The sequence below is a fragment of the Mesorhizobium japonicum MAFF 303099 genome, assembly GCF_000009625.1.
Lineage (GTDB): Bacteria > Pseudomonadota > Alphaproteobacteria > Rhizobiales > Rhizobiaceae > Mesorhizobium > Mesorhizobium japonicum.
In genome coordinates this window covers 1,108,448-1,122,209 of the sequence record NC_002678.2, presented here as the reverse complement: position 1 = coordinate 1,122,209, position 13,762 = coordinate 1,108,448, and the positions used below count along the sequence as shown (strand labels likewise).

14 protein-coding genes and 1 tRNA gene are annotated in these 13,762 nt (G+C 63.5%); 6 read left to right on the top strand and 9 right to left on the bottom strand.

Annotation, left to right across the window (positions count from 1 at the left end; all coding sequences use genetic code 11):
- Positions 1–105 precede the first annotated feature (105 nt).
- Entirely contained in the window at positions 106–1,356 is a 1,251-nt protein-coding gene (locus MAFF_RS06515; RefSeq protein WP_010910088.1) for a hypothetical protein, read from the top strand.
- 20 nt (positions 1,357–1,376) lie between these two features.
- Here the strand turns inward: MAFF_RS06515 and lipB are convergent, their stop codons facing one another.
- The gene (gene lipB, locus MAFF_RS06510) at positions 1,377–2,120 is read right to left on the bottom strand and encodes a lipoyl(octanoyl) transferase LipB (RefSeq protein ID WP_010910087.1); all 744 of its coding nucleotides are present in this window, start codon (positions 2,118–2,120) and stop codon (positions 1,377–1,379) included.
- 233 nt (positions 2,121–2,353) lie between these two features.
- Here lipB and MAFF_RS06505 point away from each other — a divergent pair.
- Positions 2,354–2,438, top strand: a tRNA-Leu gene (locus MAFF_RS06505).
- 87 nt (positions 2,439–2,525) lie between these two features.
- On the opposite strand, the gene MAFF_RS06500 is transcribed toward MAFF_RS06505, so the two are convergent.
- From MAFF_RS06500 to MAFF_RS06485, 4 genes are all read right to left on the bottom strand, one after another.
- Complete coding sequence (locus tag MAFF_RS06500) at positions 2,526–3,851, bottom strand: sensor histidine kinase (protein ID WP_010910086.1); 1,326 nt, start codon at positions 3,849–3,851, stop codon at positions 2,526–2,528.
- A complete protein-coding gene (locus MAFF_RS06495; protein WP_010910085.1) occupies positions 3,848–4,615 on the bottom strand; it encodes a response regulator in 768 nt (255 codons plus the stop codon). The genes MAFF_RS06500 and MAFF_RS06495 overlap by 4 nt, the downstream gene beginning before the upstream one ends.
- 17 nt (positions 4,616–4,632) lie before the next feature.
- Positions 4,633–5,502 (bottom strand): MipA/OmpV family protein, encoded by an 870-nt coding sequence (locus MAFF_RS06490; protein ID WP_010910084.1) that lies wholly within the window; start codon positions 5,500–5,502, stop codon positions 4,633–4,635.
- A gap of 154 nt (positions 5,503–5,656) precedes the next feature.
- On the bottom strand, positions 5,657–6,619 hold the full coding sequence (locus MAFF_RS06485) for an AraC family transcriptional regulator (protein WP_010910083.1): 963 nt from the start codon (positions 6,617–6,619) through the stop codon (positions 5,657–5,659).
- Positions 6,620–6,832: 213 nt separating this feature from the next.
- Here MAFF_RS06485 and MAFF_RS06480 point away from each other — a divergent pair, with 213 nt between their 5' ends.
- From MAFF_RS06480 to MAFF_RS41405, 4 genes are all read left to right on the top strand, one after another.
- Positions 6,833–7,603, top strand: coding sequence for an alpha/beta fold hydrolase (locus MAFF_RS06480; protein WP_010910082.1), 771 nt, complete (start codon positions 6,833–6,835; stop codon positions 7,601–7,603).
- Between the two features lie 148 nt (positions 7,604–7,751).
- Positions 7,752–8,612, top strand: a complete 861-nt coding sequence (locus tag MAFF_RS06475) for an alpha/beta fold hydrolase (RefSeq protein ID WP_010910081.1) — start codon at positions 7,752–7,754, stop codon at positions 8,610–8,612.
- A gap of 67 nt (positions 8,613–8,679) precedes the next feature.
- On the top strand, positions 8,680–9,174 hold the full coding sequence (locus MAFF_RS06470) for a DUF302 domain-containing protein (protein WP_010910080.1): 495 nt from the start codon (positions 8,680–8,682) through the stop codon (positions 9,172–9,174).
- A 57-nt stretch (positions 9,175–9,231) separates the two neighbouring features.
- Positions 9,232–9,363 carry a hypothetical protein gene (locus MAFF_RS41405; RefSeq protein WP_157865925.1) on the top strand — a complete coding sequence of 44 codons (132 nt, stop codon included), beginning with the start codon at positions 9,232–9,234 and terminating at the stop codon, positions 9,361–9,363.
- Between the two features lie 28 nt (positions 9,364–9,391).
- Here the strand turns inward: MAFF_RS41405 and sucD are convergent, their stop codons facing one another.
- The 4 genes from sucD to MAFF_RS06450 are packed head-to-tail and all read right to left on the bottom strand — an operon-like array spanning position 9,392 to position 13,668.
- Positions 9,392–10,291 carry a succinate--CoA ligase subunit alpha gene (sucD, locus tag MAFF_RS06465; RefSeq protein ID WP_010910079.1) on the bottom strand — a complete coding sequence of 300 codons (900 nt, stop codon included), beginning with the start codon at positions 10,289–10,291 and terminating at the stop codon, positions 9,392–9,394.
- Between the two features lie 14 nt (positions 10,292–10,305).
- A complete protein-coding gene (locus MAFF_RS06460) occupies positions 10,306–11,490 on the bottom strand; it encodes a malate--CoA ligase subunit beta (RefSeq protein WP_010910078.1) in 1,185 nt (394 codons plus the stop codon).
- A gap of 19 nt (positions 11,491–11,509) precedes the next feature.
- Positions 11,510–12,466 carry an HpcH/HpaI aldolase/citrate lyase family protein gene (locus MAFF_RS06455; RefSeq protein ID WP_010910077.1) on the bottom strand — a complete coding sequence of 319 codons (957 nt, stop codon included), beginning with the start codon at positions 12,464–12,466 and terminating at the stop codon, positions 11,510–11,512.
- A gap of 11 nt (positions 12,467–12,477) precedes the next feature.
- A complete protein-coding gene (locus MAFF_RS06450; RefSeq protein ID WP_010910076.1) occupies positions 12,478–13,668 on the bottom strand; it encodes an aminotransferase class V-fold PLP-dependent enzyme in 1,191 nt (396 codons plus the stop codon).
- Positions 13,669–13,762: the final 94 nt, after the last annotated feature.

The following is a 13,762-nucleotide window of genomic DNA, read 5'->3' as shown; positions in this document are numbered from 1 at the left end:
GCTCTCGCCGCCGTCGTTCGTGGCGGGTGAAGCCCGCTTCCCCGTTAAGCCTTTCTTGCCGCCGCGGCGCTAGGGTGCGCCTCTCAGGCAGGGAGCAACATCCAGGTGTCGCCCATCGTCACGGCCATTCTGGTGGCCAGCAATCTCGGGCTGATCTTTCTCTTGATGACCGTGCCGCTTGGTTTGCGCACGGTCAGGGTCAGCCGCGTGATTGCGATGGACCGCGGGCGCCTCTGGCAGGCGCTGTGGCCACTTGGCAGCGATGCCGGCTGGTCCGGTGAGATCCTATCGGCTGAGCCGCTGGACGGGGAGGGTGTGTCCCGCATCATGCTGTCGTGGGAAGGCCGCGACGGCGAGCCGATCGAGCGCAGGGCGCGGTTTGACGATGTCGTCGAGGGCAGCCGCTTCTCGATGCGTGTGCTTGAGGATACCGCGCTCGATGCCTCGTTCTGGAAAGACTATCGCGAAACCGCAGAGCTGGTTTCCGAAGGCAGCGGCACGCGGGTGACGCTCGGCCGGACGGATCGTTACCGCGGCGTTGCCTTTCTGGTGTTCCGTTACTTCGCCATGCGCCGCGAGCTGTCCAAGCTGCAGCGTTGGGCGATGACCGGGCAGTACCGCAAGGGCGGCTGGTTCGAGCATCCGCTGAGCCAGGTCGGCTTTGCCGTGCTGTCGGCACTGATCCTGTGGCCGTTCTTCGGCCTCCACCTCGGCGGGCTGGCGCTGGCCGCCATCCTGACGTCGGTCGTTGCCTTGCACGAACTCGGCCACATGGCGGCATTCCGGCTGATGGGCCACCGCAAGGCGCGGATGATCTTCATTCCGCTGCTCGGCGGCATCGCCATTGGCGGCCGGCCCTACAACAGCCGTTTCGAAGTGGCCTTCGTGGCGCTGATGGGGGCGGGCTTTTCCGCCTTCCTGGTGCCGATCGCCATCGCCGCGAGCGCGTTTGCGGGCAGCGAGGGGCACAAGGCCGCGGCCGCGCTGCTGGCCGCGCTGGCCGGCTGCGCGGCCCTGTTCAACATCGCCAATCTGGTGCCGGTGTGGAAATTCGACGGTGGCCAGGTGCTGCGCCAGATCTGCCCGGGGCCGGTCGCGCTGGCGCTGGCCTCGTTCTTCCTGCTCTCGGCTTTCCTGGCGGTGGGGTGGGAGGCCGGCTTTTCCTCCGGCTTTCTGCTGGCGACCGGGGCGGTCTTTTCAATCCTCAGCCTGCTGACGATGGGCAGCGGGGTGAAGCCGCGTTACGAGCTGAAGCCGATCCGTACCGTCGACCGCTTCGCCATTGCCGGCGCGCTGCTGGCGGTGTTCGTCATCCATGGCTGCGGCGTTCTGTGGGCGTCGGCGCAATTGCTTTGAGCTGGTTTGGCCCGAAAGGGTCAACCCGTCTTGCGGGCGACCTCGGCAGGCAAAGCCGCAACGGGGCCGAACACATCCTCGAAGGCTGATTTCAGCGCCAGATCCAGGTCGGCCATGCCGACGGGCAGTCCGAGGTCGACGAGGCTGGTGACGCCGTGGTCCTGCACGCCGCAGGGAACGATGCCGCCGAAATGGGTTAGCTCAGGTTCGACATTGATGGCGATGCCGTGAAAGCTCACCCAACGCCGCAGCCTAATGCCTATTGCGGCGATCTTGTCCTCGGCGGGCGAGCCGTCCGGCAGGCGAGGGCGATCGGGCCGCACCACCCAGACGCCAACCCGGTCCTCGCGGCGTTCGCCGCGCACGTTGAAGGCGGCGAGCGTGCCGATGATCCACTGTTCGAGCGCGGCGACGAAAGCGCGCACATCCTCGCGCCGCCGCTTCAGGTCGAGCATGACATAGGCGACCCGCTGGCCTGGCCCATGATAGGTGTATTCGCCGCCGCGGCCGGCCGAAAAGACGGGAAAGCGGTCGGGCTCGATCAAATCCTCGATGCGGGCGCTGGTGCCGGCGGTGTAAAGCGGGGGATGCTCGACAAGCCAGACCATTTCGCCGGCGCCGCCGCTGCGGATCGCCTCGGCCCGCGCTTCCATGAAGGCGAGCGCATCGGGATAGGCGGTAAGGCCGGGCTCGATGCGCCACTCGACCGGTGCCGAACCGGGGAGCGGCAGGAACGACGTGGCGATCTGGCTGCGTTGTGTCATGGTTTTTCTTTTTCGCCTATGCACATCATGGCCCAAGGCCGCCTCGCGGTTTTTGGGCGACATGCATCGCTCCCATATGGCGATATTGCGCGCAAACGTCCAGTTCCGGCCGTGTTTTCCAATCCTGTGGACCAATGTGCCAATCGCCGGATATTATTGCTCATCGCGCACTTGTTTCGCCGGAAACGATTTGCTACACGCCGCGAGCCGGTCGGTTCCGGCTCCTACCACGTGCGGTCGTGGCGGAATTGGTAGACGCGCAGCGTTGAGGTCGCTGTGGGGCAACCCGTGGAAGTTCGAGTCTTCTCGACCGCACCAAAATTTCCTGAAGCAAGCCTTCGGACGCCTTGAGATAACCTCCGGCAATCTGGCGATCATCAGAGCCTGAGTACGGCGCCGCCCCTCCTATAACGGCTGGACCTCGGGTCCATTCGGCAGATCGACGCTCACGACGAGGCCGCTTGGCTGGTTGTCGTGCAACTCGATCTTGCCGCCGTGGCCCTGGATGATATCCGCCACGATCGAGAGACCCAGACCGAAACCGTGTTTGGACGCAACGCCGCGCGACATGTCCTCCTTGAAGAAGGGTTCGAAAACGCGGGAGCGCGCAGTCATCGAAATTCCCGGCCCATCGTCGCCAACCGCGATGCGCGCCGCCGTGTCGGTCTGCATCAATGCGACGGTGACGTTGCCGGCGAATTTGACGCCGTTGTCGCAAAGATTGGTGATGGCGCGCGCCAGCGCATTGGGCTTGCACCAGCCCAGAAGCCTGTCCGGCCCGGAATAGGAAACCGAAAACCCGACATCGGAAAATTCGGCGCAGACGGTCTGCAGCACGCTGGCTATGTCGGCCCGCTGCAGCTTTTCCGTCGAGACGTCGTTGCGCAGATAGGTCAGGGTCTCGTCGATCAGGTCCTCGATGTGCCGGACGTCGGACAGGATGGCGGTTCGAACGGGGCCGTCATCCATGCGCTCGGCGCGAAGCCGCAACCGCGTCAACGGCGTGCGCAGATCATGACTGACGCTGCGCAGCATGCGCGTGCGGTTCTCGATCATGGTGCGGATACGCGTTCGCATCCTGTTCAGCGCGCGGGCCAGGCCGACCATTTCGATGGAGCCGCGTTCGGCGAAAAGCTCGTTGCCATTCTCGATCTCGGCTTCCCCCACAGCGTTCGAGATGCGCTTCAACGGCTCCGTCACGGCCCAGACCGCAAACAGCCAGAGCAGCACGGGCAAGGCGACGAAAGCCATGAACCTGTAGAACGAGACACGGACGAAGCCTGAGGTCAGCCAGGAATCGGGCATGCCGAAATGTGCCAGGACGCTCTGCTGGTCCAGATCGATAACAAACGCGTATTGGCCGCCGATCCTTATCCAGCGCCCAGCGATCGAACTGCTCTCGATCTGCAGAAGCCATGTGATGCTTCGCCATTGCAGATAGGAATCTGGAATAGTGCTGACCAGTTCCCTGGGCAGGATCTTGAAATCAAAGCCGGCGCGTGTCGCCGCGGCCAGAACAGCGCCGCGGGCTTCGGTTGGCGTTTCGCGCAACAAGGCAGCGACAACGGCAGCCCGCCTGGCGCTGTCGTCCACGACGGGAAGGTCGACATTGTCTATCAAGCCTTCGACGACCGATCCGGCGGACATGATCGCGATCACCGCCATGAAAATGATCGCAGCGAACTGCCCACGCACCGACTGCGGCAGGAAGCGGCTGACCAAATCCCTCACGCTTCCTCCACCGTGGCGGTGAAGATATAGCCACCCAGCCGGACAGTTTTGAGAAGAACCGGATCGCGCGCATCCTTTTCGATCTTCTGGCGGATCCGGCTGACATGGACATCGACGCTTCGCTCGATCGGCCCGGCAAGCCCGGCATGGGTGACGCTGAGAAGCTCCTCGCGCGACAGAACCCGGCCCGCATTGCGGCAAAACGCCAGCAGAAGATCGAATTCATGCGTCGTGGTCGCAACCCGCGCATTGCTGGGATCATGCAATTGCCGGCGAACGGGATCGAGGCGCCAGCCGTTGAAGCGAAGCACCTTTGTCCGGTCCCGTTCGTCGGGAGCGTAGGCCGTGCGGCGCAGCAGCGCCCTTATCCTTGCCGTCAGTTCGCGCGCGCTGAACGGTTTGGTCACGTAGTCGTCGGCGCCGATTTCCAGTCCGAAGATGCGGTCGATTTCCTCGCCAAGCGCGGTCAGCATCAGGATCGGAACGTTCGTGTGCGCACGGAGCCGGCGGCAGATGCTGAGGCCGTTCTCGCCAGGCAGCATGATATCGAGCACGATGAGATCGAATTTCTGGTTGCGAAGCGCGGCGTTCATGCGGGCGCCGTTGCCGGCGATTTCGACGATCATGCCGTTTTCAGTGAGCGTCTCGCCCAGCATCCGCGCGATCTCGATATCGTCTTCGACAATGAGGATATGCGGGCCTTGCCTCGCCGATTTGAACTCGGCGTTCAGATCGATCCGGCCGGAGCTTGCCGCAGCCTGCATTGCACTGTGTGTGGGCATCAAAACCGATATCCGACGAGAAGCATTCCCGAGGGCTGGACCTTGTTGACGACAATGGGGCTGTCGGCAGCGTCCCCCATAAGAATGCCGACCCCCGCCTGGCCACGCAACATCCAGTTGCGATTGAGCATATATGTGGCGGAAATCGAAAAATCGGCGCGCTTCAACCCTGCGCCGGCATCATACTGGGCCAACCCCGAGCGAGCCGATTGCTCCGGCGTGACGCCGAAATAGGCCTGCATGTATTTTTCGTCGGCGAAGACGACCGATGCGCCGGCGCCGACAATCAGCGATTGGGAGAGAGGCCGCGTCACCTCGACGCCAAGCGTGCCCTCCAGGCCGTCGCTGCCGCCGATGGTCTTGTCCAGTTGCGCGTAGATTTTCGCCGGACCGAGTTTCACCGCTGCCTTGGCGCCGACGACCGCACCCATGTCGACATCCCCCAGGCCGTGCAGACGATCGGCATCATCTTCCTTGCGGCCCATGTCATAGCCAAGCCGCGCGCTGAGTTCGAACGGCCCGTGTTCATAGACGGCGATGTTGGCGCCCGTCGGATCTACCCTCACCGTGTCGAGGAACGTCGCCGATATGAAAGGCACCGGCATGACCTTGAACTCGTTGCTGCCCTCATATTTGGGGACGATGATGGCGCCGCCGCCCAGGACGACATGCCAGTCGGCCAGTTTCTGTTCGAAGCGCCCGAAGCGCGAAGGATCGGGCGGCGGGGTCAGGTCCCCAGTATCGTCGGCATCGGTATCGACGGCAATGGCGTCTGCCGCCAGCACCATCTCAGAATGCGTTGAAAACAGGATTGCCATCGCCGCGATGGAGGCCCGGCCGGCGAAGAGTCCACAAACCATTTTGAACATGCATACTCCAGAGCAGAGAGGCAGTAAGAGCCCCCGATGCTCCGGACTATCTCAGGTGAAAATGGCTGCATGCGTGAAGTGATGTTAAGTTTTGTTGCGCAATCTTGGCCTGATCTTGGCTCCTGTAGGAGCACGCCATCACAAGCGCGGGAGGTCAATCGGCGACTTCTGCTTCCAGAACGCCCCCTTGCCTCCGGCCACCGTCAGACCGGCGAGCCGCTCGGTAACGGCCAGGCGATAGGCCGTGATGTCGATGGAACAGCTTCGAAAACGCGGCCGCGGTCTCATAGCCGACACGGAACGCAATCCGTGCTATCCCCTCGTCGCTCGTTTCGAGCAGAAATGCGGCCTCCGACATCCGGCGTGAGATCAGATAACGGTACATGGACTCGCCGACGAGCTTGGTGAAGCGGGCCGAAAACGCCGAACGACCAAGTCCCACGCTTTGCCCGAGTTCGCCAAGCGTCCAGGGTCGATCCGGTCGTTCGTGGATCAACTGAAGGGCCGGTCCTATGTGCGGGTCCGCCATCGCCCCCAGCCAACCGCCTTCCCCGGGGTCGAGCGACTTGATCCAGCTTCGCAGCACCTCGACGAAGAGCACTTCTGTCAGTCGTGAGAGTGCAACTCCTTGGCCGGGACGCGCGTGCGCCGCCTCGCTCACCATGCGTTGCAGAATCGCCTCGAGCCATCCGCCGTCTTCCGTCGGCTTCAGGAGAAGCAGGGGCGGCAGCAATTCCAACACGCTGCCGCGCGAGGGCCGCGCCACAGTGAAATTGCCACAGATCATCGTCGCGAGCGGTTGCTCGCCGCCTCCGTGACGAATGAGGCCAAGACGCCCAGCCAGTCGATCGATGTCGAGAATCGGTAACGGCTCTGTCCGGCGATCCGAGTAGATCACATGGGGCTCGCCACGCGTGACGACAACAAAGTCGCCCTCGGTCATGTGGAGTTCTCGTCCATTTTCGAGCGCGAGGGTAGCCGAGCCACGGCTGAGATAATGGAACAGGGCGTACGGGCGCGCCGGCAATGACAGATTCCAGGGATGGCCGAGCTCGAAGTGGAACAGCAAGGTTCCGCCAAGGCGAACGCGATCGAGCACTTCAGCGAGGATGTCCATCCTTCCGATGTTAGTACGACGGACGGTCAGACACAATATTCGGACGATTGAGGCCTAACGTCCAAATGCGCCACGTATTAGTTGATCGCAAGTCGAGCCAACAGGTCGCGCGGCAACCATCACCCGAACGGCAGATGGGAGAACCGCGAGTGTTGCCGACACGCCTGCCTTTCCTCGGACCCGCGTCGTCCGTCATCTCAACAGGAGCAACCAATGCGAAATCTTCTACTCTCAGTCGCCACCGTCCTCATGGCCGGAGCAACAGTCGCCGCCCCCGCCCAATCAGCTCAACTGCCCAAGGGGGCGGCCCACAATATCGTGCTCGTCCATGGCGCTTTCGTCGACCAGACGAGCTGGAAGCCGGTTGCCGATATCCTTACGAAGAAGGGCTACAACGTAACGCTCGTCGAAAACCCGCTGACCTCGCTCGCAGCGGACGTCGACGCCACCAAACAGGCGCTCGCCAAACAGAACGGCAAGACCGTCCTCGTTGGCCACTCCTGGGGCGGTGTGGTCATCACGCAGGCAGGTGACGATCCCAACGTCTCGGCGCTCGTCTACGTCTCCGCATTCGCGCCCGACGTGGGAGAATCTCTGGCGAGCTTAGCCAAGAGCGGTCCGGCAACCGAAGGCGCCGCGGCGATTCATCCAGACGAAAAGGGCAACCTCTACATCGATCCCAAAGTGTTTCCCTCTGCAGTCGCGGCTGACCTTCCCGCGGAGATCGCCGAATCCTTGGCAAACCATCAGCTCCCGTTGAACCACACGGCGTTCGAGGCTCCCGTCGATAAGGCGGCCTGGCACGACAAGCCGACGTTCTATGTGATCAGCACGAAAGACAAGGTCATCGCACCCGAGGTCCAGAAGCTGTTCGCCGAAAGGATGAAGGCCCAGACGACGGATGTCGCCGGCAGCCATGCCTCCCTGGTCGTCCACGCGAAGGAAGTCGCCGCGGTGATTGAAGAGGCCGCGCTGGTGAAGTGACGTTTGTGCTCCCGGCGCCTTCGTGCCGGGAGCACAATGCGTGCTCGGCGGACTACGGAATGCCTTGGTCCGCGAGCGGCTCAAACCTAGCCAAAACCGCACCAGCTACGCCCACTCGATTATCTGTGCCAAGCATCCGGAGGATGACATGACTGAGTTCGACACCTCGAGCCAGGACGCCGCAACGCTAGAAACAGCGCCCACCCGTTACATCGAAGGGGGCGGAATCCGTTTCGCCTATCGCCGCCTCGGCCCATCGACCGGAACGGTGCTTGTTCTCCTGCAGCATTTCTCGGGCAACATCGACGCGTGGGACCCCGCCGTCGTGAATGTCCTGGCCACCGATCGACCGGTGATCGCTTTCGATAACGCCGGGGTCGGCCGCTCGACAGGCCAAACGCCCGACAATATCGCGGCGATGGCCCGAGACGCGGTCGCTTTTATCAAACTGCTCGGCCTCTCCGAAGTCGACCTTCTTGGCTTTTCCCTCGGCGGCTGCGTCGCCCAGCAGATCGCTGCCGAGCACGGACGGCTGGTGCGCAAGCTCATCCTCGTCGGCACGGCTCCGAGAGGCGGAGAAGAGCATCTGTTGACGGTTCTCCAGGACGCGTTTTCCCAAACCGACGCGCCGGACGTCCGCCTGCCACTATTCTTCACGAAGTCGTCCGCCAGCCAGTCGGCCGGTCTGGCTTTCCTGAAACGGGCGAAGGTGCGTAAGGAAGATCGGGACACCGATAACGGCAGCGCGGTGACGGATCCGCAGGCCAAGGCGCTTATTACCTGGTGCGCCACACCTGATCCCGAGCACGCCATTCTGCGCGCCATCCGCCAGCCCGCCCTTGTGGTCAGCGGCAGCCACGACACCATGCTGCCGGCGGACAACGCCTACGCAATGTTCAAGGCTCTGAGCAACGCCCAGCTGGTCCTTTATCCCGATTCCGGCCACGGCGCCCTGTTTCAGTACCACGAGTTGTTCGTCAGCCACGTCCGGACCTTCCTGGAAGCGTAATCGGCGGTGGCATAATCCGGCGCGATCGGGCGCGCCTTTATTCTTGAGAACTGTTGCGGAGAGAGAAATGACAATCGCAAAGGTCGAGGTTGAGCGTTTCAGCCTGACGTGTTCCAAACCATTCGACGCCGTTGTGACCGCGCTCAAGTCAGCGGTCGGGCAACCTGACATTGTCGAATTTTTCAAGGCGACGAGGGCTGTAAATTCCTTCTCGGATTTGGAGCGCGTTGTGCAAAGCGGCCTGGGCCGCACAGGTCCCATGCTTTTCGCGGAATTCGACTTGGGCGCCATTCTGCGCCGCGAAACTGGAACCGAGACTCCCAAGAGCATGCGGTTCCTGGTGGGCAATCCATTCATCATGAAAGAAATGGTCAAGCACGTTCCCGATGCTGGATCTTACGCTCCAGTCACAGTCCTTGTTGATGAACGTCCCGATGGCGTGCATGTCTCCTACGACAAAATGGAGAGTTGTCTGCTCCCTTATGGCAGTTTGGAGGCTCTTGCCGTCGCTCGCGATCTTGATGCGAAAATCACAACCTTGCTAAGCGAATGCACGCACTAAACTCATGGTGACGCTCAGGCGGCAGATTGCTCCCACGCGTTTGGCCATGACATAGCATTGGCGCTGCTGCCGCTGGGGCTTGGCACGCCCGGCACGGCGCCAGAGGTTTCGATTCTCGGCGAGCGGCGCCCGGCAAGGGTGATCGCCGACTCTCCTATGACCGGGGAGGCTCGCGCGGGCGTATGTTAGGGACCCCCAGCGTGCAGAGGCGCGGAAATCACGCCGCCTTCTTCATCCGTGCCAGCGTATCCGCCACCACCTCGCCAAACGATGACGGTGTCGGCACGATGATCACGCCGGCCTCCTTCAGGATCTCGACCTTCTCCTGCGCCGACTCGCCGAAGGCGGAGATGATGGCGCCGGCGTGGCCCATGCGGCGGCCTTTCGGGGCGGAGAGGCCGGCAATGTAGGCGATAAGCGGCTTGCGCATGTTGTCGCGCGCCCAGATCGCGGCTTCCGCCTCTTGCGGGCCGCCGATCTCGCCGATCATCACCACGGCGTCGGTCTCGTCGTCCTGCTCGAACAGCTTCAGGATGTCCTTGAAGGAGGAGCCGTTGATCGGGTCGCCGCCGATGCCGACGCTGGTCGACACGCCGATGCCAAGCGCCTTCATCTGCGAGGCGGCCTCGTAGCCGAGTGTGCCGGAGCGGCCGACAATGCCGACGCGGCCGGGCAGATAGATGCTGCCCGGCATGATGCCCATCAGTGCCTGTCCCGGCGTGATCATGCCGGCGCAGTTCGGGCCGATCAGCCTCATGCGGTCCTCGAAACGATAGCGGCGCATGTAGCGCTTGACCTGCATCATGTCCTGCGAGGGGATGCCGTCGGTGATGCAGACGCAGAGTTTGATGCCGGCGTCCGCGGCTTCCATGATCGAATCGGCGGCGAAGGGTGGCGGCACGAAGACGATGCTCGCCTCGGCGCGGGTCTCGCGCACGGCGCCCTTGACCGTGTTGAAGACGGGCAGGCCGAGATGCGTCTGGCCGCCCTTGCCGGGGGTGACGCCGCCGACCAGCTTGGTGCCATAGCGTTTCATGTCCTCGGCGTGGAAGCTGCCGATCTTGCCGGTGAAACCCTGGACGATGACGCGGGTGCTGCGGTTGAGCAGGATTGCCATTTTCTCGACCTCCCTCAGGCTGCTTTTTTCTTGGCGGCCGCGCGCCAGGCGGCGACGGCTTTTTCGGCGGCTTCGGCCAGCGTGTCGGCGACGATCACCGCCTCGCCGGAATCGGCCAGTATGCGGCGGCCTTCCTCGGCCTTGGTGCCGGAGAGACGCACCACCAGCGGCACGTTGACGCCGACTTCGCGTATCGCCTTGATCACGCCTTCGGCGACCCAGTCGCAGCGGTTGATGCCGGCGAAGATGTTGACCAGGATGGTCTCGACATTCTTGTCGCCGAGCACGGCACGGAAGGATTTCGCCACCCGCTCGGGCGAGGCGCCGCCGCCAATGTCGAGGAAGTTGGCCGGTTCGCCGCCGGCGATCTTGATCATGTCCATTGTCGCCATGGCGAGCCCCGCTCCATTGATGATGCAGCCTATATTGCCGTCGAGGCCGACATAGGAGAGGCCGCGGTCGCTGGCGAAAGTCTCGCGCGGGTCTTCCTGGCTCTTGTCGCGCAGCTCGGAGATTTCAGGCCGGCGGAACAGGGCGTTCTCGTCGAAAGACATCTTGGCGTCGAGCGCGATCAGATTGCCGTCGCGCGTCACCACCAGCGGATTGATCTCCAGCATCGAGGCGTCGTAGTCGCGGAACACCTGGTAGCAGCTGAAGATGGTTTCGGTCGCCTTGCCGATCAGGTTGTGGTCGAGGCCGAGCCCGAAGGCGATCTCGCGCGCCTGGAAGCGCTGCATGCCGACGCCGGGATCGACCGATGTGCGCAGGATGGAATTGGGTTCTTTCTCGACAATATCCTCGATCTCCATGCCGCCGGCGGCCGAGGCCACGATCATGACGCGCTCTTCCTTGCGGTCGAGCACGAAGCCGACATAGAGCTCCTGGGCGATATCGACGGCTTCCTCGAGATAGAGCCGGGAGATCAGCTTGCCGCGCGGTCCGGTCTGCTGCGTCACCAGCTTGCGCCCGAGCATGGCTTCGGCGGCGCTCGAGATCTCCTCGTCATTGGCGCACAGTTTTATGCCGCCGGCCTTGCCGCGCGCGCCGGAATGAACCTGCGCCTTCAAGACCCATTTGCCGCCGCCGATCTCGCGCGCCCTGTAGGTCGCCTGTTCGGGGCTGTAGGCCAGCCCGCCGCGCGGCACATGCACGCCGTGCCGGGCGAGCAGTTCCTTGGCCTGATATTCGTGAATGTCCATTGTCGTCCTCCCTGAACAGTCAATGCGTGGCGGTTTGGCCGGCGCGTTCGATGGCCTCGTTGACCACCAGGACGTTCCTCGCCATGCGTTCCGACGCGGCGTCGATCATCTTGCCGTCGAGTGCGGCGGCGCCTTTGCCCAGGGCCTCGGCTTCCTTGAGCACCTCAAGGATGCGCCTGGCCCGCGCGACCTCCTTTTCCGGCGGCGAGAAGACGTCGTTGGCGAGCGCGATCTGCGACGGGTGGATCGCCCATTTGCCTTCGATGCCGAGGGCCGCGGCGCGCCTGGCGCCGGCGATGTAGCCCTCCGGATCGGAGAAATCGCCGAATGGCCCGTCAATGGCGCGCAGGCCATAGGCGCGGCAGGCGACCGTCATGCGCGATAGCGCGAAATGCCACTGGTCGCCGGGATAGTCCGGGTTGAGGCCGCCAATGTTGACGGTGCGCGCCTTGCAACTCGCCGCATAGTCGGCGACGCCGAAATGCATGGCTTCCAGCCGGCCGGGAGTGGCGGCAATCGCTTCGACATTGGCCATGCCGAGCGCTGTTTCGATCAGCGCTTCCAAGCCGACACGGGTCTTGAAACCCTTGGCCATCTCGATCTGGTTGACCATGGCCTCGACCATGTAGAGGTCGGCCGGCACGCCGACCTTTGGCACGAGGATCGTGTCCAGCCGGTCGCCGGCCTGTTCCATGACGTCGACCACGTCGCGGTACATGTAATGGGTGTCGAGCCCATTGATGCGCACCGAGACGGTCTTGCCCATGGCACGCCAGTCGATGTCGTTCAGCGCCTGGATGATGTTCTTGCGGGCGCGTTCCTTGTCGGGCGGGGCGACCGCGTCCTCGATGTCGAGGAAGACGAAGTCGGCGGCGCTGTTGGCCGCCTTGTCGATCATCTCCGGGCTGGAACCGGGAACCGCCAGCTCGCTGCGCTGCAGCCGCAATTTTTTCAAATGGTTGATGGTGTGGCTCATCGTCGGCTCCCTCAGGCGGCTTCGGCGACCGGCACGGCGGCCGAGGCGCGGAAATGCTGGATGGCGGCGCCGACGCCGGAGCCCGGCGCCAGCCGCACGCCGCAGTCGAGCAACGCCATTTCGGCCGCCGACAGCGAGGCGAGCACCATCACCTCGTTCAGCCAGCCGAGATGGCCGATGCGGAAGACCTTGCCCATCACCTTGTTGAGGCCGCCGCCGAGCGACGTCTGGTAGGTGCGGTAGGCGCGCTTGACGATGTCGCCGCTGTCGATGCCTTCCGGCACCTGAATGGCGCTGACCGTATCGGAGTGCCATTTCGGCGCCTTGGCGCAGAGTTTCAGGCCCCAGGCGTCGACCGCCTTGCGCACGCCTTCGGCGAGGCGATGATGGCGGGCGAAGATGTTGTCCAGCCCTTCCTCGGCGATCAGGTCGAGCGAGGCGCGCAGGCCGCGCAGCAGCTGCGTCGCCGGCGTGTAGGGGAAATAGCCGGCATCGTTGGCGCGGATCATGTCCTCGAAGGAGAAGAAGCAGCGCCGGTGGGTGGCGGTCCGCGAAGCGACGAGCGCCTTCTTGCTCACGGAGAGGAAACCGAGGCCGGCGGGCAGCATGAAACCTTTCTGCGAGCCGCTGACGGCGCAGTCCACGCCCCATTCCTCCTGGCGGAAGTCGATCGAGCCGATCGACGACACGCCGTCGACGAAGAGCAGGGCAGGGTGGTTGGCATCGTCGAGCGCGGCGCGGCAGCCGGCGACATCGCTGGTCACGCCGGTCGCCGTCTCGTTCTGCGTGCAGAAGACGGCCTTGATGCGATGCTCCTTGTCCGCCTTCAGCCGCTCGGCATAGAGCTCGAGCGGCACGCCGGTGCCCCATTCGCAGTCGATGACATCGACCTCGAGGCCGAGGCGCTCGGCCATGTCGACCCACAGATGCGAGAACTGGCCGAAGCGCGACATCAGCACGCGGTCGCCGGGGCTAAGCACATTGGTCATCGCCGCTTCCCAGGCGCCGGTGCCGGAGGAGGGGTAGATGAAGACGCGGCCGGTCTCGTTCTTGAAGACGCGTTTGATGTCCTCGAACAGCGGCAAAGTGAGATCGGGGAAGGACGCGGCGCGCATGTCCTCCATCGGCAGGTTCATCGCCTGCCGGACCTGTTCGGGGATGTTGGTCGGCCCGGGAATGAAAAGATGGGTGAAACCGGCCATGATGCGAACTCCTCCTGATCCAGCAAAGCGGTGGGGGGAGTTTCGTTTCGACGGCTAAAGCCAACAACACCTTGGCGGGTAAGATCTCGCCGCG

Coding starts and splice junctions, on each gene's coding strand:
- lipB (WP_010910087.1), bottom strand. CDS start 2,120: ATGACACAACGCAGCCAGATCGCCACGTCGTTCCTGCCGCTCCCCGGT.
- MAFF_RS06495 (WP_010910085.1), bottom strand. CDS start 4,615: ATGCAGGCTGCGGCAAGCTCCGGCCGGATCGATCTGAACGCCGAGTTC.
- MAFF_RS06490 (WP_010910084.1), bottom strand. CDS start 5,502: ATGTTCAAAATGGTTTGTGGACTCTTCGCCGGCCGGGCCTCCATCGCG.
- MAFF_RS06485 (WP_010910083.1), bottom strand. CDS start 6,619: ATGGACATCCTCGCTGAAGTGCTCGATCGCGTTCGCCTTGGCGGAACC.
- MAFF_RS06480 (WP_010910082.1), top strand. CDS start 6,833: ATGCGAAATCTTCTACTCTCAGTCGCCACCGTCCTCATGGCCGGAGCA.
- MAFF_RS06475 (WP_010910081.1), top strand. CDS start 7,752: ATGACTGAGTTCGACACCTCGAGCCAGGACGCCGCAACGCTAGAAACA.
- MAFF_RS06470 (WP_010910080.1), top strand. CDS start 8,680: ATGACAATCGCAAAGGTCGAGGTTGAGCGTTTCAGCCTGACGTGTTCC.
- sucD (WP_010910079.1), bottom strand. CDS start 10,291: ATGGCAATCCTGCTCAACCGCAGCACCCGCGTCATCGTCCAGGGTTTC.
- MAFF_RS06460 (WP_010910078.1), bottom strand. CDS start 11,490: ATGGACATTCACGAATATCAGGCCAAGGAACTGCTCGCCCGGCACGGC.
- MAFF_RS06455 (WP_010910077.1), bottom strand. CDS start 12,466: ATGAGCCACACCATCAACCATTTGAAAAAATTGCGGCTGCAGCGCAGC.
- MAFF_RS06450 (WP_010910076.1), bottom strand. CDS start 13,668: ATGGCCGGTTTCACCCATCTTTTCATTCCCGGGCCGACCAACATCCCC.